We start from the raw sequence: 21,793 nt of genomic DNA on the forward strand, positions 1-21,793 counted from the left end.
TAGAAAAAAAATCTAATAAAAGCCAATCTAGAGATAAGTATATCTCACAAAAATATCACGAAAGATCAATAATCAATCGCTATTTCAAATAAAATAATAAACACTTTACAATGACAACAGTAACAGCAGATTTGAAAAAAGTAACAAAAAAAGTACCTGTAAGAGGTATGATGGATAATGTTATGGAGCAGTTTAATAGTGCTGCCGACCATATCAATTTACATCCAAATATTAGAAAAATATTAAGCATTACTAACAACGAGATTTTAGTCAACTTTCCGGTAAAAATGGATAATGGAGACGTCGAGATTTTTACAGGTTACAGAGTGCAACATAATAATGCGTTAGGACCATATAAAGGTGGTTTACGTTACCATCCAACAGTGGATATTGATGCTGCTAGAGCATTAGCGATGTGGATGACCTGGAAAACATCATTAGCAGGTTTGCCATATGGTGGAGGTAAAGGTGGTATTAAAATAGATCCTTCAAAATATTCGCAATCAGAGTTAGAGCGTATTACAAGACGTTTTACGTTTGCGTTAGCGGATAATATTGGACCAGAGCATGATATTCCTGCTCCAGATGTTAACACTAGTAGTCAAACTATGGCATGGATTGCAGATACTTACATGAGTACGCGTCCACCAGCAGAACGTACTGCAAATCAACATGTAGTAACAGGTAAGCCTGATGCAAGTGGCGGATTAGAAGGACGTGACAGAGCAACAGGTTATGGTGTGTATTTGTCCATTAAATTTTGGGCAGAAAAAAGCAATACTAGTTTAGTTGGTAAAAAGTTTATTGTTCAGGGATTTGGTAATGTTGGCTATTGGGCAGCTCATTTTTTAGAAAAAGATGGTGCAAAATTAGTAGCAGTACAAGATGCTTCTGGAAGTATTCAAAATCAAAATGGTATCAAGGTTGAAGACTTATTTAAATACAGTCAAATTAACGATGGTAGTATTGTAAACTTTCCCGATTCTAAAACAGTAGATAGCAATACGTTTTTTGCTTTGGATTGTGATATCTGTATTCCTGCTGCCTTGGGAAACCAAATTACTAAAGAAAATGCACCAAAAATTAAAGCAAAATTAATTGCAGAAGGTGCTAATGGACCAACAAATGTTGAAGGCGAAAAGATTTTATTAGAAAGAGGTATTACAATTATACCTGATATTTTATGTAATTCTGGTGGTGTTGTAGGCAGTTATTTTGAGTGGTTACAAAACCGAAATGGAGAGATTTGGCAATTGGACGAGGTGATGGCCAAATTGGATAAAAAAATGAATGAATCTTTTAATAAAGTGTTTGATTATGCTATAAATGAAACTGTGGATTTACGTACAGCTGCATTTTGTATAGCCATACAACGCATAGAAAAAGCATACATACAAAGAGGGATTTTTCCTTGATTTTAAAACAAAGAAGATGAAGTACGGAAGTTTAATATTAGAAAAAAAAGAGTATGTGTACCTAAAACGCATACTCAATATTTCGGGTTATGGAGATGATACAAGCGTCACTAAATCTTTAGTAAAGTTATCAGAAGAGTTAAAGACTGCACAAATTGTAAATGACGACCAAGTACCAGAGGATATAGTACGTTTTAATAGTATAGTGACTATAGCGTCGGATAATGGTTGGGAAAAAGAATTACAAGTGGTTATACCTATGGACAAAAACGTGGCACTTAACAAAGTGTCCGTTTTAGCTCCAATGGGAGCAGCGCTTTTAGGTTATTCTAAAAATGATACAATTGATTGGGATTTTCCTGGTGGAGCACAAAAAATTAAAATTATTGATGTCCAAAAGCAGGAGAATTTAAAAGGTGTTGATATAAATATTTAAAATAGATTATTATGAAAACAGAAAACACACAAATTTTTGATCATGATACTAATGTAGATGTGACACATAAAATTAATACAATGGAGTTAGACAATTGGATTAATCATTTAAAATACATAAAAAAAGAACTGTCTAACCTTATCAATATTTGTAAAAACGAATTAAAAGATAGGTTAGATGACAAAAGTGTAGCACATAAATTTGAGAAAAAAGAGATAGAAAACGAAACGCTTTTAAACGCGTTAAACACCTATTCTAAATCAAGACTAAATATCATCGAGTGTGAAGACACGCAATGTGATATGATATACATCACAGAGCATGAAAGTTATAGACGCAGCTACCTGTATCATTTAGATAAATACAGAAGACTTAAGGACGAGTTTTTTAATAAAGTACAAGGTAAATTCACGCTTTTAAAAGTTAATTAATAATTGAATACAGCTTCAGCCTATAAAATAGAGACACACAGACGCGTGTGCTTAGTTAAAGATTGTAAGGAGGCCAATCATTGGATTTCTGTACTAGAATTAGCGGTTAAAGAGTTTGAACATTTTTATGTTATAGAAAAACAACTAATAAAAAATATAGAGACATCCAATAATATGTTGGCTTTACGCAGAAAATTCACCTTAAGCATGGCTGATTTTTGCAAATATGAACAAGAGATTATAAATGAAATAGAATACGGAAAGACAGAATATAATGATAGTCGTGCCAAGGTGCACGAATTAAAAAGGCAGCAGTATATCCAAATTTTAAACGAGCTTCATGACTTTAGAATTAGGTTTTATACTATGCTAGCAAGGTATAAAAGGTAGCTAAAGTGACCGTAGTTGTTTAAACGATAACTCAGTTAAAAGTATAGGCTAAATATTAATTTAAAAAGTAATAAGATGAAAAAAATATTGATTCCAACAGATTTTACTTTAAATAGTTTTCAAACTATAGATTATGTGATAAAACTATTTAAAAACGAAACCTGCGACTTTTATTTTTTAAATACTTATTCATACAATGTTAATGGTTTAGATGCCATACAAATGCTTCAAGCAGACGACGATTGGTTTGATAAGCCTAAACAGAATGCATTAAAGCAATTAGGAAAACTAGTTGAGCGCTACACTTTAAATTGTCCATCATTAAATCATCAGTTTTTTGCAATATCTGACTGTTCTGATTTAGTATTAAGCATTCAAAAAAACATTAAACAGTTAAGCATAGATCTGGTTATTTTGACAAGTAAAAAGGAACAAAATTTAGGAAAAATAACACAAAATATAGTCGAAAAAATTAGATGTTGTCCAGTATTAATAGTGCCTCCACATGCTTCAGCAAGCAATAAGATTAATATAACTATCGCCTCAGATTTTAAACAGCAAATAAATACGCGTCAAATAGACAAGTTTTTAAATATTTTGGAAAACACCAATTTAGAAATTAGAGTTTTAATCTTAGCAAAACAAAATGCTATAAGCGATTGCGCATCTAACAATTTAGAGACTATGCTAGGATATCTAAAAGAAATTTCAGGACATACAGCAACATTACACTACACAGCGTCTTCTTATAATTTAAAGGCTTATGCGCAATCGCATTTAGATGGTATTATGTGTGTAATTGATAAAAAACCGCATTTATTAAGAAAAATGGGAGTGTTTAAATCAGACATTTTTTCAACTTTAAAACAACTACATACTAACACAGTGTTAACTGTTCACCAATAAAAATTTTGTTATGAGTAACCGGAAATTTAATGGTCTTATCATTGTAATTACAATCATAATTATTACAATATTATCTTTAATGGTACCACCACCAATTATGTAAAAGTAATTTTAATAGCACATAAGCAATAGTATAGTTTAATTACGTTGTATAATTTAACCATACAAAGTTGTATATTGCTTAATGCTTAAATTTAATCCTAATAATTGGTGTGACTTTAGTAAACCCCTAGTTTTACTAAGTTTGTTAATGTTGTTTACAAAATCTGTAGCACAAGATTTACCTCCAATACAATATTTTTCTCCCAAACAATACAATGCCGAAAATCAAAATTGGGAAATTTCCCAATGTAAGAGCAAACATATTTATGTCGCAAATTCTAAAGGATTATTAGAGTTTAATGGTTCAGAATGGATTTTATATCCATCACCAAATCAAACCATTATAAGATCTGTTAATGTTGTTAGTGATAGGGTTTATACAGGTAGTTATATGGAGTTTGGTTATTGGACCAGAACAGATGTTGGCGATTTAAAATACACCTCACTTTCTAAAAAAATTAGTAGCACTTTATTGGAGGACGAGCAATTTTGGAAAATAACTCATTTAGATGATTGGATACTGTTTCAATCGCTTAGTCGCATTTATATTTATAACACAAAAACCGATCAATTTAAAATTACAGAATCTAAAGCTGGTATAATCAAGATGTTTAAGGTTGATAATAGCATTTATTATCAGGATAGAATAGAAGGATTATTAAAATTAGAAAATGGACAACCTAAAGCTATATTACAATCTAATTATTTTAAAAATAAGATAATAGCTGGTGTTTATACATTAAAAAACAACTTGCTTGTTGTTACTCAAAATCATGGGATTGTAACAATAAAAAATAATGTAGTACAAGACTGGAATGCTAATTTAAACTCGCAATTAAAAGAGTATCGCATATATAGTAGCCTGCAATTAAATGACGATAGCTTAATTCTAGGGACTATCTCTAACGGAATTATACAAATTGATGTAAATGGTAATATTTTTCAAAAAATTAGCCAAGCCAATGGATTAGGCAACAATACTGTGTTGTCAATATTTCAAGATATAGAAAGTAATATTTGGCTAGCTTTAGACAATGGTATAAACTGTGTAAATATTAACTCTCCTTTCAGAATATTTAACGATGATCATGGCGTTTTGGGTACTGTTTACACCTCTTTAATTTATGACAACACGTTGTACTTAGGGACTAATCAAGGATTGTTTTATAAAAAAACAGGTCAAACAGCGTTTAAACCTGTAGTCAATACTAACGGTCAAGTATGGAGTCTTAAAATTATTGATAATCAATTGTTTTGCGGTCATAATTCAGGCACATTTATAATTAATAACAATGTAGCAAATCGTATTGCATCAGTAGAAGGTACTTGGGATATTAAAACAATTAGTGATAATCCAAACTTATTGATACAGGGTAACTATAATGGTCTTAATATTTTAGAAAAAAAAGCAGGTCTTTGGCAATTTAGAAACAAGATTGAAGGATTTAATAATTCGTCTAGATTTTTTGTGTTTTCTAAAAAGGATGAAATATTAGTAAATCATGAGTATAAAGGTGTTTTTAAAATTAAAATAGATTCGGATTACACAACTACAACACAAATTTCTAAAATTGAAACTTTAGAAAAAGGCTTGTTTTCTTCATTAACAACTAATAATAACACGTTGTATTATGCAACAGATAAAGGTGTTTTTAAAAAGCACTTAGAGGATAATACATTTGTTAAAGACACTGTTTTAAGTAATATTTATAAAACGCAAGGCTATTCTTCAGGTAAAATTATTACAGATCAGGCAAATAATGCACTATGGTTAATTACTAAAAAAGGGATTAATTACGTAAGTCCAGGTAAATTAAGCACAACGCCAGATATTTCCTTCATAGCGTTGCCAAGTTCGCTTAGGGAAGGTTTATCAGGTTACGAAAGCATCTTTAACCTAAAACCTAATTTATATCTATTTGGGACTTCTAAAGGTTATATAACTTTAAATCTTTCTAAGATAAAACCTAAAACGTATCAAGTTGAAATTAATACAATAAATAAAACACCGCTTCAAAAGTCGAAACGGTTAATTAGCTTAAAAGATGAAAATGCTTTTAAAAATAATGAGAATAACATCGAAATTAAATACAGTGTTGCAGAGTATGATAAATATTTAGAAGCAGAATATTCGCATAAACTAGAAGGTTTGTATGAGGATTGGAGTACATGGAGTACAAATGCAGAAGTATTGTATAAAAACTTACCCTATGGTGAATATACCTTTATTGTTAAGGCTAGAGTAGGAGGTGTAGAGGTGACTAATCAAGACAGTTTTACATTTACAATAGACAAGCCTTGGTTTTTATCCAACATTATGATAATGGTCTATTGTGTGATGGGTTTCATTATTATTCTTTTAATAAATTATTTTTATAAACTGTATTATAGAAAGCAAAAAGAAAAACTAGTCCTAAAATCAAAACGTGAGTTAGAGCTTAAAGATTTAGAAACTAAACAACAATTAATGGCTTTAAATAATGATAAATTAAGACAAGAAATTGACAATAAAAACCGAGAATTAGCAATTTCTACCATGAGCTTGATTAAAAAGAATGAATTTTTAAATACCATCAAAAGCGAGCTAAATGAAAAGGTAGAAAGTACTAATCTAAAATCCGTAATTAGGATTATTGATAAAAATATTAATAATAAAGATGACTGGAATTTGTTTGAAGAAGCATTTAATAATGCAGATAAAGACTTTCTGAAAAAGGTAAAAACCAAACATCCAGCCTTGACATCTAACGATTTAAGATTGTGTGCTTATTTAAGACTAAATTTATCTTCAAAAGAGATTGCTCCTTTACTTAATATATCTCCAAGAAGTGTAGAGGTCAAACGATATCGTTTGCGTAAAAAGATGGAATTAGAGCATGATGTTAATTTAACAGACTACATCTTAAGTATATAATAACACTACAATTAGTTAAAACACCTATACATTACCTCAACAAATCTAATTTTACTAGTAATAATGTGCTTTCTTTATATAAATGTTAAAATAAGGTTAATGCTTGTTTTTAATGAGATTTAGATAATTAAACCAACTTTTTTTTGTGATGTATGTTTTTTGTTGCGGTTAAAATTATCAAATCAGCATTATATCTGCTTAAATTTGATAAAAGCACAAAAACTTTTAAACATGAAAAAAACTTTTTTCTCCTTTTTGTTATTCTTAATGACTTTCTCTGCTTTTGCTCAGGAGTATATAATAACAGGAAATGTAACTAGTCAACAGGATGGATTACCTATTCCTATGGTTAATATACTAGTTAAAAATACATCTAATGGTGTAACCACAGATTTTGATGGTAATTATACTATTAATAACGTATCTAAAAATTCAACTTTAGTTTTTTCCTATATAGGTTATAAAACAAAAGAGGTAGTAGTAACTAATGGTAATCCAGTTAATGTGCAACTAACTGAAGATGTTGAGGCACTAGAGGAAGTGGTTATTATAGGTTATGGTTCTCAAAAACGTAAAGAAGTAACAGGAGCAGTATCAACGGTTTCTAGTGAAACTATTGAAGCGCTTAAACCTACACGTATAGAACAAGCCTTACAAGGTCAAGTAGCTGGAGTTAATATTACATCACAATCTGGTGCTCCAGGTAGTGCATCTAATATTAGAATTAGAGGTGTATCCACTAATGGTGACAATAGACCACTTATCTTAGTAGATGGTAATGTTATTGAAGATTTAAGTGTTGTAAATCCAGGTGATATAGAAAGTTATACAGTACTTAAGGATGCTACAGCAGGTATCTATGGTGTAAGAGCTGCCAACGGAGTTATTTTAATTACGACTAAAACTGGTCGCAAAAATAAACCAATGACATTTCAGTATGATTCGTATGTTGGTTTTCAACAAACGACTAGAAAAATACCATTACTAAATGCTACAGAGTATGCTTTAATTAAAAACGAAGCTGCTGCAGCTAGCGGAAGTACTTTACCTTTTCCTGATACATTTGGATTAAATAAAGGAACAGATTGGCAAGACGAGGTGTTTGAAACTGCACCAATATTTAATAATGCTATTACTGCAAGTGGTGGTACTGAAAAATCTACCTACTCTTTTGGAGCGTCTTTATTAACTCAAGATGGTATTATAGGAGGTAGTAAAGCTAATTTTACGCGTTACACAACACGTGCTAATTATGGATTAGAGATTATTAAAGGTTTAAACTTAAAGGCTAATCTTATATATACTGGGACATTAAGAAAAGCGTTACCAGAAGGTGGCTTAGGGTCTGTTTTATTTAATGCAGTTAACTTTGCACCAACAGATGCGCCAAGAGACGAAAATGGAGAGTATACTTCTTCTGCTAATTATCCAATAGAGGTTGTAAACCCATTAAAGCAAATCGAAAATACATTTAATAGAACAAAAGTTGATAAACTAAGTGGTGTTTTTGGGTTAAACTATAAGTTTTTAAAAGGCTTTAGTGCAGAAGCTAACTACCAATGGAATTACTCAGAAGTTAGAACAAGAGGTCTTAACCCTATAGTAGAATATGGAAATGGTTCTGTATTTGATAATACCGAAAATTTACAATTCACAGAAGGCATAAACTTTTTTAGAGATTATACGTTTGATGCTTTTGTTAATTATGAAACATCTTTAAATGATGATACTCATAATATTAAAGCAACTTTAGGGACGTCAGTTTTTAAATCAACAGGAGATTATTACTTATCTGTTGGAGACGGTATGCCTGAAAATACAACGTTCAGTGATGCAGATATTAATGATGCAACTACCATTACAGATCCTTATGCTCAAATAAGTAATCGTTTTTTCGATTCTAGATTATTATCTTATTTTGGAAGATTGCAATATAACTATAAAGGAAAATACCTATTCTCTGCAGTAGTTAGACGTGATGGTTCGACAGCTTTTGGTCCAGAAAATAAATTCGGAATTTTCCCTTCAGGTTCAATTGGTTGGGTTGTCTCTGACGAAGACTTTTTATCAAGTAGTAATACCATAGATTTCTTAAAACTTAGAAGCTCTTATGGAGTTTTAGGTAATGATAGAATTCCTGGTTTTAGATTTGAATCATTATTAGATGGTGAAGGTGTTTACGTTTTAGATGATGCATTAGCACTTGGTACAGCAGTTGGTGCGATATCTAATCCAGAAATTAAATGGGAAGAGCAAAAAGCATTTGATATAGGGTTTGAAACAAGATTATTTAACAACAAAGTAGATATTACAGCAGATTATTTTAAACGTACCACAGAAAATTTATTACTTCCTGTTGAAAGTTCGTTAATATTAGGAGGTGCTGCTCCAGGATCAGGAAATCCTATTGTAAACGCTGGAACGGTAGAAAATAGTGGGTTAGAGTTTGCGGTATCTTATAAAGATCAATTATCTGATAATTTTAAGTTTAATGTAAGCTATAATATTTCAACTTTAAATAATAATGTAGTTGAAGTTAACAATAGCATAGGTTATGAAGTTGGAGGAAGCTTTGGTATTGGTCAAGCAAATCCACCTTCTAGAATGCAAGTAGGACAACCAATAGGTGTGTTTTATGGAATGCAAACCAATGGAATTTTTCAAAACCAAGCCGAAGTTGATGCGCATCCATCACAATTAGACTTAGGTGCTAACGCACAACCTGGAGATATAAGATTTGTGGATGTTAACCAAGATGGAGTTATTGATGCAGATGACAGAACATTTATAGGTAACCCAATTCCGGATGTTACAATGGGTTTAAATTTATCATTTGATTATAAAAATTTCGATTTTCAAACCTATTTCTTTGCGTCAGTAGGTAATGATATTGTTAGAAACTATGATAGAAACAGTGCCAAAACTAATCTTACGAGTTATGTTTTAGATAGGTGGACTGGTCCAGGAACATCAAACACAGATCCAAGAGTAACAAATAGCGCAACTTCTAATAGTGTATTTTCAGATTATTTTGTTGAAGACGGTTCATTCATCAGAGCTCAAAATGTACAATTAGGTTATACATTTAATCAAGATAAATTACAAAATATAGGGTTAGATAATATCAGGGTTTATGCGTCTGTAAGTAATGCTTTTACATTAACAAAATACAGAGGTTTTGACCCAACGACATCAAATGGAGCTCCAATAGGAGACGGAATTGATAGTGGTTTTTATCCAAACCCAAGAACATTTTTAATCGGAACAAACGTAAAATTTTAAACAATGAAAAAAATAAAATATATAATCGTCTTTTTAGTTTCGACTTTTACAGTAATATCGTGTAGTGATGATTTTGTGGATGTCGCTTCTCAAAATGAAAGTTCAGAAAACTACTTTAATTCAGAGCAAGATTACCAAGATGCTTTAATTGGGGCATACGATTTATTACAATCAACCTATTTAAATGTTATGTTAGGCGAAATCGCTTCAGATAATACTTTAGCTGGAGGTGAAAGTGCTACAGATGTGCCAGGAATACAGCAAATTGATGATATGATTCATACTGCTAATAACGAACAGTTACGCTCAATTTGGGGCTGGATGTTTGCAGGTGTTAATCGTGCGAATTACATCTTAGAATTTCAGGACAAAATAGACTTTAGCGGAAAAGAAAATGTTTTAGCACAAGCTAGATTTTTAAGAGCCTATTACTATTTTGAATTAGTAAAATGGTTTGGAGATGTGCCTTTAGTAGTTGATCAACGTTTCTTATTTGGAGATCAATTTGAAGTGGACCGTACACCTAAAGCATTAGTTTACGCGCAAATTGAATTAGATTTAATGTATGCAGCAGATAATTTACCATATACGCAAACACAATTAGGACGCGTAACTAAAGGAGCTGCTGAAGCATTATTAGGTAAAGTCTACTTGTATCAAAATAAATTTGGAGCTGCTGCTCTTGTTTTAGAAGACTTAATAAATTTTGGACCTCATGATTTAGTAGCAGATTACACAACCATTTTTGAAAACGATAATGAGAATAGTATCGAGTCTGTGTTTGAAGTGCAATATGCAGATTTAGAAGGTGCAGGGTTTGGTTGTCTACAGTGTAGTGAAGGTAACGTGGCTGTTGGTTTTAACGGAATCCGTAATTATAATGGACCATTGTTTGATTCCGGTTTTAGTTTTAATGTACCAACTCAAGAAGCTGTGGATGCTTTTGAGAGTGATGATCCAAGAATAGATACTGCAATCTTAGATATTAATGCTTGGGCTACAGCAACAGGTGCAACTTTTGGAACAGGTAATGAGCACACAGGGTATTATAACAGAAAATATATAGCGCGTCAAGGCGATTCTAATATTGGTGATCAAAACTTGACCAACCCTAATAATTACAGAGCTATTAGGTATGCAGACGTCTTATTAATGGCTGCAGAAGCTTTAAATAGAGGATCTATAGCAGATGACAGAGCTCAAAATTATTTAAATCAAGTTAGACAACGCGCATTTGGAGATATGGATCACAACATTACAGCTACAGGTAGTGCCTTAACAGATGCTATTTATCAAGAACGTCGTGTGGAATTAGTAGGTGAAGGACATCGTTTTTTCGATTTAGTTAGAACAGGTCGTGCAGCTTCAGAAATTGATGGTTTTACGACAGGTAAACATGAGGTTTTTCCTATACCACAAATAGAAATAGAGTTAACAGGTAATCGTTGGACACAAAATTCTGGTTATTAAAAAAATAAATATGAAAATTAAAACACAACATAGCATGAAAAATTTTAAGTACATCCTTAGTTTATTCATAGTAGTAGCTTCAGTAATTGGTTGCTCTCAAGATGATGATTTACCAGATGTTAGTGCATTACCAGCACCAACTAATGTTGCAGCAGTAATTAGTATTGCTCAAGATAATTCTGGTTTAGTTACCATTACTCCAACAGGAGAAAATGTAGCTAATTTTAGAGTTAATTATGGTGATGACTCAGGTGCAGATTCAGGACTTTTAAATCCTGGACAAAGTACTCAAAACACGTATCTAGAAGGAACTTACGACATCGTAATTGCTGCTTCAGGTATAAATGGTAAAACAACTACTGTTGCACAAACTATCGTAGTGTCATTTCAAGCTCCAGAAAACTTAGTAGTTACAATAGAGAATGACCCAACAGTGTCTAGACAAGTAAATGTAACTGCTACAGCGGATTTTGCAGTGTCTTATCAAGTAGAATTTGGAGATGCAGCAGCAACGGTTTTAACATCTAATATTGGTGACGTAACATCATTTGTATATGATGCAGCTGGAACTTACACAATTACAGTAACAGCTAATAGTGGGTCTGTAGATACTATTTCGTACACAGAAGAATTTGAAGTAACAGAAATATTAGCTCCTTTAACTCCAGCTCCAACGCCTCCTAACAGAGACGCTAGTGATGTAGTTTCTATTTTTAGTGATGCGTATGCTAATATTACTTTAAACGAATTACCTACGGATTGGTCTGCTTCTGGATTTGAGGCTACTACTGTAGATAGTGATAATGTTTGGAGATTAACCAATTTAGACTTTATTGGTATGGTAAGTAACTATGATAACGGAGTAGATGTTTCAGCTATGGAAATGTTACATATTGATTATTGGGTACCCTCAGGAACAGAAAACGAATTATTAGTTAAAATTGTTAATACCATTGATGGTGGTGAGGATGTCGAATCTTTAGGAGCAACAGTAGGTGGTTCTTGGCAAAGTATTGATATTGACATGACAGGTTTTGATGGCGGAAATTTAGCCAACACGCAAAAAATTACACAAATCTTAATTGATGCAGATGTTGTTGCAGATATAGTTTATATAGACAACTTTTACTTTTATAAGCAAAGTGCTTCTACTGGAACATTTGATGATGGATTGTTAATTAATGGTGATTTTGAAAATGGAAGCGAGGCTTGGATAATTGGTGTAGATGATGCAGCTCTTGCTCCTGTGGTAACTAATAGTGGTAATACTTACTACTCTGTAGATGTTACTTCTGCAGGAAATTCATACGATGTCAACTTAAGTCAAAAAGTAGAAATTATTCAAGGTAATACTTACACTCTTACTTTTAATGCATGGTCAGATGTAAACAGAGCTATTGTTGCAGGAATTGGTTTAAGTGCAGACCCTTGGTCTAATGATTCACAATCAGTAGACATTACAACAACTAGTACGACATATTCTTTAACACTTAGTGCAGCAGATTTTGGAGCTATTGATGCTCGTGTAATTTTTGATTTAGGTGCAGAAGTAGGTATGGTTAATATTGATAATGTATCATTAATTATAGGCACAGGTAACACTGTCGTTAATGGTGATTTTGAAAATGGAAGTGATTCTTGGATAATAGGTGTTGATGATGCGTCAGTAATACCTGTGGTTACAGTAGCAGGTAATACATATTATTCAGTAGATGTTGCAACAGCAGGAAATTCTTATGACGTAAATCTTAGTCAAAAGCTAGAAATTATTCAGGGTAATACTTACACATTAACTTTTGATGCTTGGTCAGATGTAGATAGAGCAATTGTTGCTGGTATTGGTTTAAGTGCAGACCCTTGGTCTAATGCTACACAAACCGTTGATATTACTACAACTAAAACAACTTATACATTGACTTTGGTAGCTACGGATTTTGGAGCACCAGATGCTCGTGTTCTTTTTGATTTAGGAGCACAAATAGGTATGGTTAATATTGACGATGTTTCTTTATCAAGCAACTAGTTAATGATCTATGCTTTATTTATAGCAGTTAATATTAAAAAATAGAAGATGAAAAATAAATTTAAAATAATAGCATTCATTCTTGTAACAGCCTTATTTATAGGTTGCCAAGAAGAAGATCAGACTTTCGGAAACATCGTCGCACCATCTAATATTGTTATTGTACCAGAAATAGTTGGTCAAGATGCAACTAATCCAAATGGAGATGGTAGTGGTGTGGTTAACTTTACAGCAACAGCAGATAATGCATTAAGTTATAAATTTAGTTTTGGTAATGCAGAGCAAAATGCTCCTTCAGGAGTAACGTCGTATACCTATTCAAATTTAGGAGTTAATACGTACACAGTAGTAGTGGTAGCATATGGTACAGGTGGTGTTTCTTCAACAGCTACTATAGATATTGATGTTTTAGCAACTTACGCTCCTCCAGCAGATTTATTAAATGCATTGGTTGGTGATGGTTCTAAAACGTGGCGAATTACGTCAGAAAAGCAAGCGCATTTTGGTCTTGGACCAGTTGGAGGTGAGGTTGCTGCAGAGTGGTATGCAGCTGGTCCTGGAGAGAAAGCAACGACAGGAATGTATGATGATCGTTATGTTTTTAATGCAGATGGTACATTTACACACATCGTAAATAGCACTAATGACGATCCTTCAGTGGATGTAACAGGTACTGTTTTTGGAAGAGAACCTTTAATTACAGAATTAGGTCCACACAGCGAGACACCTATTGGAGCAGATATAGAAAACTATCCATATCAAGATTATTCAGAAAACTGGGTAATTACAGCACCTGGAGGAGCAGAAACAATAAACATTACAGGCTTAGGTTTTATTGGATACTATACAGGTGGTAATCATAAATATGAAATCTTTAGTCGTGATATACCTAACGAGTTTACTATTAGAACAACAGATGGTAACAGCGAGTTTGATTGGTGGTTTATAATAACTTCTGAAGAGGAAGGAGCCACCACAGGATTCGAAACTATTTATACAGATTTAGTTTGGTCAGACGAGTTTGACACCAATGGAGCACCAAACCCAGCAAATTGGACTTACGATTTAGGTAATGGTACTGATGGTTGGGGTAACCAAGAGGCGCAAAGCTATACCAACAATTTAGAAAACGCAGAAGTAGCAGATGGTATGTTAAAAATTACAGCAATCTCAACAGGAAGTGGTTATACATCTGCAAGATTAAAATCAGAAGGTCTTTATGATTTTACTTATGGTCGTGTAGAGGTTAGAGCAAAGCTTCCAACAGGAGGAGGAACTTGGCCTGCAATTTGGATGCTAGGTGCTAATTATCAGACAAATGTATGGCCAGCTTGTGGAGAAATTGATATTATGGAACATAAAGGTAACGAGCAAAACACAATACATGGTACGTTACATTATCCAGAAGCGTTTGCAGGTAGTGCAGATGGTAGTACAACGGTTGTAGATGCTGTTGCTGATCAATTTCACAATTATACAGTAGAGTGGACTCCAGATGTAATAAAAATATTGGTAGATGATACAGTATATCATACCTATACAAATACTAGTGCTTCACCTTTTAATAGTGAATTTTTCCTAATATTAAATGTAGCAATGGGAGGAACCTTTGGTGGAGACATAGATCCAGCATTTACACAATCGTCTATGGAAATTGAATATGTTAGAGTTTATCAATAAATATGAAAAAAATAAAGTATTATGTATTAGTCTTAGCTAGTTTTCTCATTATATCATGTAATAATGATAATGAGAAAAACTTAGCTTTAAAAACCAATACGACCTCTAAAAATTCGGATATCGAAACTAAAGTATCAGATTTGCTAGCCAAAATGACTTTAGAAGAAAAAATAGGTCAAATGAACCAGTATAATGGGTTTTGGGATGTAACAGGTCCTGTTCCTGAAAATGGAGACCAAGCTAAAAAATACGAACATTTAAGAAAAGGATATGTTGGTTCCATGCTTAATGTTAGAGGTGTAAAGGACGTAAGAGCTGTGCAAAAAATAGCAGTAGAAGAAACGCGTCTAGGGATTCCTTTAATCATTGGTTTTGATGTAATTCATGGTTACGAAACATTAAGTCCTATTCCATTAGCAGAATCAGCAAGTTGGGATTTAGAAGCGATTAAAAAATCTTCAGAAGTTGCAGCTAAGGAAGCGTCTGCTGCAGGTATAAACTGGACATTTGCACCAATGGTAGACATTTCTAGAGATGCACGTTGGGGACGCGTTATGGAAGGTGCAGGAGAGGATACTTATTTAGGGTCTAAAATTGCAATTGCTAGGGTAAATGGGTTTCAAAGTGACGACCTATCTTCTCATTTTTCAATTGCAGCATGTGCTAAACACTTTGCAGCTTATGGGTTTGCAGAGGCTGGACGTGATTACAATACAGCAGACATAGGGACTTCCACGTTAAACAATATTATTTTACCGCCTTTTAAAGCAGCCAAAGATGCAGGTGTGAGAACGTTTATGAATTCGTTTAACGAGCTTAATGGTATTCCTGCAACTGGAGACAAATATTTACAACGCGATATTTTAAAAGGAAAATGGGGTTTTGATGGTTTTATGGTTTCAGATTGGGGATCAATTACAGAAATGATTGCTCATGGTTATGCTAAAGATGGCAAACAAGCTGCCCAATTAGCAGTTAATGCAGGTTCTGATATGGACATGGAATCTTATTTGTATGTAGAAGAACTTGCAGGTTTAGTTAACGAAGGTAAAGTGGATATCAAGCTTATTGATGATGCTGTAAGCCGAATTTTACGCGTGAAATTTGAGTTGGGTCTATTTGATGATCCTTATAAATATTTGGATGAAACCAGAGAGAAACAAGTCATTGGAAGCCAGGAAATTCAGGATGCAGTTTTAGATATGGCTAAAAAGTCCATTGTATTACTTAAAAATGAAAATAACCTTTTACCATTAAAAAAAGAAGGTCAAAAAATAGCAGTTATTGGTGCTTTGGCTTCAGATAAAACAAGTCCATTAGGAAGTTGGCGTATAGCTGCTAAGGATAGCACAGCTGTTTCTGTATTAGAGGGATTAAATCAATATTCAGGAAACACAATTACCTATTCCAAAGGTGCAGATGTCGCTTTAGGTAAAACCGAATTTGCGATTGAAGTAAATATAAACACCACTGATAAAAGTGAGTTTGATGCAGCTATTAAAAACGCAAAGCAAGCAGATGTAGTTATTATGGTTTTAGGAGAACATGGTTATCAAAGTGGTGAAGGTAGAAGTCGTACAGACTTAGGCTTACCAGGTGTCCAACAACAGTTACTTGAAGCGGTTTATAAAGTTAACAAAAACATAGTTTTAGTTTTAAACAATGGAAGACCTTTAACTATTACTTGGGCAGATGATAATATTCCTGCAATTGTAGAGGCTTGGCAATTAGGCACACAAAGTGGTAACGCTATTGCTCAAGTATTATATGGCGATTATAATCCAAGTGGTAAATTACCAATGACTTTTCCTAGACACGTTGGTCAAGTTCCAATTTATTACAATTACAAAAGTACAGGTAGGCCTACTTTACCAGGTAAGGACGTGGTGTTTTGGTCACATTATCAAGACGAAACAAATGATCCATTATATGTTTTTGGACATGGTTTAAGTTATACGACGTTTAAGTATAGTAACTTAAAAATTAGTAATACCTTTTCTGATGATGAAACCATAAAAGTTTCTGTAGACTTAACTAATACAGGTAAATTTAAGGGTAAAGAGGTCGTACAGCTATATTTAAAGGATTTATTTGCTAGTGTAACAAGACCAATTAAAGAATTAAAAGGGTTTGAATTAGTTGAATTAAATCCAAATGAAACCAAAACTATTCAATTAATTTTGACTAAAGCAGAACTTGGTTTTTACAATAATCAAGGTGAGTTTAACGTCGAAACTGGAGATTTTGAAGTCTATATTGGAGGAAGCTCTAAAACTGTTTTAACAGACACATTTAAATTATGATAAAAGTATTTAAATTAGTAGTAGTCGCATTGCTATGTTTGGCTTGTAAAGAAGAAAACAAGGAAGTAGTTAAGCTTGACACAAAGTTAGACAACAATAATCAAGTGTTTAACTTTATAGATCAATTTGATGGGACGCAATTAAACGATGCTAATTGGAATTACGATTTAGGAGATGGTTGTCCAAATTTATGTGGTTGGGGTAATAATGAAAGACAAATTTATACTAAAGAAAATGTATCTGTAAAAGACGGTAATTTAATAATAACAGCTACTAAAGATTCGACTGGATATTATTCAGGAAAAATCACAACTAAAGACAAAATTGAATTTCAATATGGTACAGTAGAGGTTAGCGCTAAATTGCCAAAAGGATCAGGATTATGGCCTGCATTTTGGATGTTAGGTAATGATATTGATACTAATACTTGGCCTGCTTGCGGTGAAATTGATATTTTAGAATATGTAGGTAAGGCTCCACATCAAATTCATACGACGTTACATACGCCTGATAGTTATGGTAAATCTGTTAATACAAAAATTACAACTATAAAGGATATAGAGGAAGGGTTTCATAATTATAAAACAAAGTGGACTAAAGACTCTATTTCATTTTATATAGATGATAATTTAGTGTACACCTTTTCACCAGAAATTAAAAACGAAAAAACTTGGCCTTTTGATAAACCTTTTTACTTAATAATAAACCTTGCAATTGGAGGTAACTTTGGAGGTCCAGAAGTGGATGATTCTATTTTTCCGCAAGAATTTATTATTGATTATGTAAAGGTTTCAGGTTTAAATTAAAATAATAATGGATTGATAGTTTAAATTACCTTAAACAAAAAAAGGATATCATTATTGATATCCTTTTTTTTATAAATTAATTTTTATTTTACTCCACACGTTTTAAAGCCTGCTCATCTTCAATTTTTATTTGCTTTCCTTTGGTACTAATAATGCCTTCCTTTTTAAATTGAGATAAAATTCTAATAGCACTTTCTGTTGCTGTACCAACAATGCTAGCATAGTCATCTCTAGATAATGTTAAAGCTAAATAACCATCTGCATCATTATCAAATTTGTTTTTAACGTACAATAAAGTTTCTGCTAAACGTTGCTTTACTGTTTTTTGAGCCATATCCACAAGACTATCATCTGCATCTCTTAAATCTTGAGCCATTCGTTTTAAAAGATCCATAGAAAAGTTTACATTTTTCTGTAAATCATCTAATATTTCTTGTTTGGGTATAAAACAAATTTGCATATCATTTAAGGCTACAGCAGTTAAATTAGAACATTCATTACTAACCAAAGAGCGTTGTCCCATCATACCACCTTTTACAGATAATTTGACGACTTGATCTTTACCGTTTTCGCTTAATTTAGTCAGTTTACAAACGCCTTCTCTAATGCAATAAATACCATTTAATGCTTCACCTTCTCTAAAAATTATGTCACCTTTTTTGACTACTCGTCCAGTTTTACATGCAGACACGCGCACTAATTCCTCTCTTGTCAAGGTGTTTAAACTATTAAATTGCCTGACAATACAATGTTCACATTTACTCATACCTAATTTTGTTGCAGTATACCAAAAGTATACAATACCTGATATGACAAATATCATATATTAATTAATCACAAAATGTAACCTTTGTTACAGGTAAATGAGCAAATTATGGAATCAAAAGTATGTTATCATTGTGGCGATAATTGTACAGATACAACAATACTAATAAAGGATAAACCCTTTTGTTGTCAAGGTTGTAAAACAGTTTATGAAATCTTGTCTGAAAGTGACTTAACATGTTACTACGACTTACAATCGTCTCCTGGAGCAATACCAAAGGAGATAGAAGGTAAGTATGATTTTTTATCGCAAGATAAAATTATAGAGAAGTTAGTCGAGTTTGACGACGGTAAAACTCAAATAGCTACACTTTATATTCCGCATATTCATTGTAGTTCTTGTATATGGATTTTAGAAAATCTTAATAAATTAAATCCAGCAGTTTCTTTATCTCAAGTCAATTTTGGTAAAAAAACAGTACGAGTTTCTTATAACACCGAAGCTTTTTCGCTTAAACAACTAGTCCTTCTATTAAGCTCTGTTGGATATGAACCCTACATTAGTTTAGACGATTATAAAACAGGACAAGAAAATGTCAACCGTAGTTTAATTTATAAATTAGGCGTTGCAGGTTTTGCTTTTGGTAATGTGATGTTTTTATCATTTCCAGAATATTTTGAGGTAAATGAGTTTTGGTTAGAGCAATACAAGCATGTCTTTAGGTGGATTATGTTTGCGTTTTCATTACCTGTTGTGTTTTATGCAGCTCAAGATTATTTTATTTCGGCTTTTAAAGCTATAAAAACTAAAATATTAAACATAGATATTCCAATAGCTTTAGGCGTTGTTGTTTTGTTTTTAAGAAGTACTGCCGAAATTGTTTTTGACATAGGCTCTGGTTTTTTTGATAGTTTAACAGGTTTAGTTTTCTTTTTATTATTAGGAAAGTTTTTTCAGCAAAAAACCTATTCGTTCTTGTCTTTTGAGCGCGATTACAAGTCGTATTTCCCCATAGCAGTAACTAAAATTTTTAATAACGAAGAAGTGCCAGTTCAAGTATATGACATTAAAAAAGGAGATCGATTATTAATAAGAAATCAAGAATTAATTCCGGTTGATGGTATATTAATTAACGGAAACGCAAGAATCGATTACAGCTTTGTAACAGGTGAGTCCGAAACGGTTAAGAAAAGTTCTGGAGACAAGTTATTTGCAGGCGGTAAACAAACCTCTGGTGTTATAGAAATGGAGGCCATAAAATCTGTAGAACAAAGTTACCTGACACAATTATGGAGTAACGATGTTTTTAGTAAAAATAAAGAGGATGGTTTTACAACCCTAACCAATGCGATTAGTAAACGTTTTACAATTGCTGTTTTAAGTATTGCCTTTATAGCTACAGCATATTGGATGTTTGCGGATAGCAGTAAAGCTTTAAATGTCTTTACAGCAGTATTAATTATCGCTTGTCCATGCGCAATTGCTTTAGCAGCTCCTTTTACTTTTGGTAATTTGTTACGCATTTTTGGAAAAAAGAAATTTTACCTTAAAAACGCTTCTGTTTTAGAACAATTAGCACATATCGATACTGTTATTTTTGATAAAACAGGAACCATTACGTCTAATAAAAAAAGTGATGCAAAATATGAAGGTGTGCCATTAAGTTTGGATGAGGAAGTATTATTAAAAAATACCTTAAGAGGCTCAAACCATCCTTTAAGTAGAGGGTTGTATGATATTTTAAAAGATAATGATATTGTAACCTTAGATTATTTTGAAGAACATTTAGGGCAAGGTATTGAGGCGTCTCATGCGACCCAAAATATAAAAATTGGTTCGGCTAAATTTGTAGGTTTTAACAACGATAGTACAGTTTTAAATACTGCAGTACATATTAGTACAAATAAAGGTTACAAAGGAAAATATACATTTTATAATAGTTACCGTAAAGGCTTGTCTAAGTTGTTTAACAAACTTAAAAAGCACTTTGACTTAGTGATTTTGTCTGGAGATAATGAAGGTGAATTAGAAAACCTTAAAAAGCTTCTGCCTGCTAAAACAAAAATGCTATTCAATCAGAAGCCAGATGATAAGTTAGAGTATATTAAATACCATCAATCAGAAGGTGCAAAAGTATTGATGGTTGGAGACGGTTTAAACGATGCTGGTGCTTTGGCACAAAGTAATGTTGGAATAGCAATTTCAGAAAATGTTAATGTATTTTCTCCTGCTTGTGATGCTATATTGGATGCTACAAAGTTTAACCAATTGTATCAATATATAAAGGCTTCTAAAAGCGCTATAAAGATTATAAAATGGAGTTTTTTATTATCATTATTCTACAATGTTATTGGTTTGTATTTTGCAGTAACAGGACAGCTAGCTCCTGTAATTGCAGCTATTTTAATGCCTTTAAGCTCGATTAGTATAGTCATATTTACAACACTTGCAACCAATTGGATTGGACGTAAAATAAAGTAAAGTTTATTTCAATTTTTTGCTTAGTGTTTTTACGTGTTGCAAGTTTTCCGCGAAAGCGAAAAAAATCTTAATAAAATCTTAAAATTTTTTTAAATTTAAGTTCAAAACTTGGTTAAACATGATAAATGTCATCTTTTAAACAAGCCTACTAAATTACTTTTGTAGCATAACTTCTAATAGGTATGAGTGTTATATATATTTTACTAACAGTAAGCATAATTATCGCGATTGTGTTTTTTACAGCGTTTATAATGGCTGTTAAAAATGGACAATTTGATGATGGTTACACACCATCTGTAAGAATGCTTTTTGAAGACGAATTGGTTAAAACGCCAGTTAAAACAATAAAAAAAACTAAAATCAAAAATAAGACTAATCACAATTAATT

The 21,793-nt window shown here is 32.4% G+C and carries 15 protein-coding genes; 14 read left to right on the forward strand and 1 reads right to left on the reverse strand.

The genetic code is table 11. The annotated features are described in order from the left end of the window. Nucleotides 1-110 precede the first annotated feature (110 nt). The 12 genes from JM82_RS03640 (at nucleotide 111) to JM82_RS03695 (ending at nucleotide 18,158) form a co-directional block, all read left to right on the forward strand. Nucleotides 111-1,415 carry a Glu/Leu/Phe/Val family dehydrogenase gene (locus tag JM82_RS03640; protein ID WP_145001340.1) on the forward strand — a complete coding sequence of 435 codons (1,305 nt, stop codon included), beginning with the start codon at nucleotides 111-113 and terminating at the stop codon, nucleotides 1,413-1,415. Between the two features lie 16 nt (nucleotides 1,416-1,431). Then, a complete protein-coding gene (locus JM82_RS03645) occupies nucleotides 1,432-1,851 on the forward strand; it encodes a GreA/GreB family elongation factor (protein WP_145001342.1) in 420 nt (139 codons plus the stop codon). A gap of 11 nt (nucleotides 1,852-1,862) precedes the next feature. Beyond that, nucleotides 1,863-2,282, forward strand: a complete 420-nt coding sequence (locus JM82_RS03650) for a hypothetical protein (RefSeq protein WP_145001344.1) — start codon at nucleotides 1,863-1,865, stop codon at nucleotides 2,280-2,282. A gap of 3 nt (nucleotides 2,283-2,285) precedes the next feature. Continuing rightward, nucleotides 2,286-2,672, forward strand: coding sequence for a hypothetical protein (locus JM82_RS03655; protein WP_145001346.1), 387 nt, complete (start codon nucleotides 2,286-2,288; stop codon nucleotides 2,670-2,672). 75 nt (nucleotides 2,673-2,747) lie between these two features. Beyond that, nucleotides 2,748-3,578, forward strand: a complete 831-nt coding sequence (locus tag JM82_RS03660) for a universal stress protein (protein ID WP_145001348.1) — start codon at nucleotides 2,748-2,750, stop codon at nucleotides 3,576-3,578. 250 nt (nucleotides 3,579-3,828) lie between these two features. Beyond that, nucleotides 3,829-6,594, forward strand: a complete 2,766-nt coding sequence (locus JM82_RS03665; RefSeq protein WP_145001350.1) for a triple tyrosine motif-containing protein — start codon at nucleotides 3,829-3,831, stop codon at nucleotides 6,592-6,594. A gap of 231 nt (nucleotides 6,595-6,825) precedes the next feature. Further along, nucleotides 6,826-9,876 (forward strand): SusC/RagA family TonB-linked outer membrane protein, encoded by a 3,051-nt coding sequence (locus JM82_RS03670; protein ID WP_145001352.1) that lies wholly within the window; start codon nucleotides 6,826-6,828, stop codon nucleotides 9,874-9,876. 3 nt (nucleotides 9,877-9,879) lie between these two features. Next, on the forward strand, nucleotides 9,880-11,346 hold the full coding sequence (locus tag JM82_RS03675; RefSeq protein WP_145001353.1) for a RagB/SusD family nutrient uptake outer membrane protein: 1,467 nt from the start codon (nucleotides 9,880-9,882) through the stop codon (nucleotides 11,344-11,346). A 34-nt stretch (nucleotides 11,347-11,380) separates the two neighbouring features. Further along, nucleotides 11,381-13,369 carry a carbohydrate binding domain-containing protein gene (locus JM82_RS16315; RefSeq protein ID WP_186439175.1) on the forward strand — a complete coding sequence of 663 codons (1,989 nt, stop codon included), beginning with the start codon at nucleotides 11,381-11,383 and terminating at the stop codon, nucleotides 13,367-13,369. A gap of 48 nt (nucleotides 13,370-13,417) precedes the next feature. After that, complete coding sequence (locus JM82_RS03685) at nucleotides 13,418-15,049, forward strand: family 16 glycosylhydrolase (protein WP_145001355.1); 1,632 nt, start codon at nucleotides 13,418-13,420, stop codon at nucleotides 15,047-15,049. A gap of 2 nt (nucleotides 15,050-15,051) precedes the next feature. Continuing rightward, entirely contained in the window at nucleotides 15,052-17,352 is a 2,301-nt protein-coding gene (gene bglX / locus JM82_RS03690) for a beta-glucosidase BglX (protein ID WP_145001357.1), read from the forward strand. Then, nucleotides 17,349-18,158, forward strand: coding sequence for a family 16 glycosylhydrolase (locus JM82_RS03695; protein ID WP_145001359.1), 810 nt, complete (start codon nucleotides 17,349-17,351; stop codon nucleotides 18,156-18,158). Before bglX ends, JM82_RS03695 begins: the two co-directional genes overlap by 4 nt. 88 nt (nucleotides 18,159-18,246) lie before the next feature. Here JM82_RS03695 and JM82_RS03700 read toward each other — a convergent pair whose 3' ends face one another. After that, nucleotides 18,247-18,981 (reverse strand): Crp/Fnr family transcriptional regulator, encoded by a 735-nt coding sequence (locus JM82_RS03700; RefSeq protein WP_315897448.1) that lies wholly within the window; start codon nucleotides 18,979-18,981, stop codon nucleotides 18,247-18,249. A 51-nt stretch (nucleotides 18,982-19,032) separates the two neighbouring features. Between JM82_RS03700 and JM82_RS03705 the strand changes: the two genes are divergently transcribed. Both JM82_RS03705 and ccoS read left to right on the forward strand, forming a co-directional pair. After that, nucleotides 19,033-21,405, forward strand: a complete 2,373-nt coding sequence (locus tag JM82_RS03705) for a heavy metal translocating P-type ATPase (protein ID WP_145001361.1) — start codon at nucleotides 19,033-19,035, stop codon at nucleotides 21,403-21,405. 182 nt (nucleotides 21,406-21,587) lie between these two features. Then, a complete protein-coding gene (gene ccoS, locus JM82_RS03710) occupies nucleotides 21,588-21,791 on the forward strand; it encodes a cbb3-type cytochrome oxidase assembly protein CcoS (RefSeq protein WP_145001363.1) in 204 nt (67 codons plus the stop codon). Nucleotides 21,792-21,793 lie beyond the last annotated feature (2 nt).

Source organism: Olleya sp. Hel_I_94 (assembly GCF_007827365.1).
GTDB lineage: Bacteria > Bacteroidota > Bacteroidia > Flavobacteriales > Flavobacteriaceae > Olleya.

Excerpts from the sequence above, each read along its gene's own strand:
- JM82_RS03640 (WP_145001340.1), top strand. The coding sequence starts at position 111 with ATGACAACAGTAACAGCAGATTTGAAAAAAGTAACAAAAAAAGTACCT.
- JM82_RS03645 (WP_145001342.1), top strand. The coding sequence starts at position 1,432 with ATGAAGTACGGAAGTTTAATATTAGAAAAAAAAGAGTATGTGTACCTA.
- JM82_RS03650 (WP_145001344.1), top strand. The coding sequence starts at position 1,863 with ATGAAAACAGAAAACACACAAATTTTTGATCATGATACTAATGTAGAT.
- JM82_RS03660 (WP_145001348.1), top strand. The coding sequence starts at position 2,748 with ATGAAAAAAATATTGATTCCAACAGATTTTACTTTAAATAGTTTTCAA.
- JM82_RS03665 (WP_145001350.1), top strand. The coding sequence starts at position 3,829 with ATGTTGTTTACAAAATCTGTAGCACAAGATTTACCTCCAATACAATAT.
- JM82_RS03670 (WP_145001352.1), top strand. The coding sequence starts at position 6,826 with ATGAAAAAAACTTTTTTCTCCTTTTTGTTATTCTTAATGACTTTCTCT.
- JM82_RS03675 (WP_145001353.1), top strand. The coding sequence starts at position 9,880 with ATGAAAAAAATAAAATATATAATCGTCTTTTTAGTTTCGACTTTTACA.
- JM82_RS16315 (WP_186439175.1), top strand. The coding sequence starts at position 11,381 with ATGAAAAATTTTAAGTACATCCTTAGTTTATTCATAGTAGTAGCTTCA.
- JM82_RS03685 (WP_145001355.1), top strand. The coding sequence starts at position 13,418 with ATGAAAAATAAATTTAAAATAATAGCATTCATTCTTGTAACAGCCTTA.
- bglX (WP_145001357.1), top strand. The coding sequence starts at position 15,052 with ATGAAAAAAATAAAGTATTATGTATTAGTCTTAGCTAGTTTTCTCATT.
- JM82_RS03695 (WP_145001359.1), top strand. The coding sequence starts at position 17,349 with ATGATAAAAGTATTTAAATTAGTAGTAGTCGCATTGCTATGTTTGGCT.
- JM82_RS03700 (WP_315897448.1), bottom strand. The coding sequence starts at position 18,981 with ATGATATTTGTCATATCAGGTATTGTATACTTTTGGTATACTGCAACA.
- JM82_RS03705 (WP_145001361.1), top strand. The coding sequence starts at position 19,033 with ATGGAATCAAAAGTATGTTATCATTGTGGCGATAATTGTACAGATACA.
- ccoS (WP_145001363.1), top strand. The coding sequence starts at position 21,588 with ATGAGTGTTATATATATTTTACTAACAGTAAGCATAATTATCGCGATT.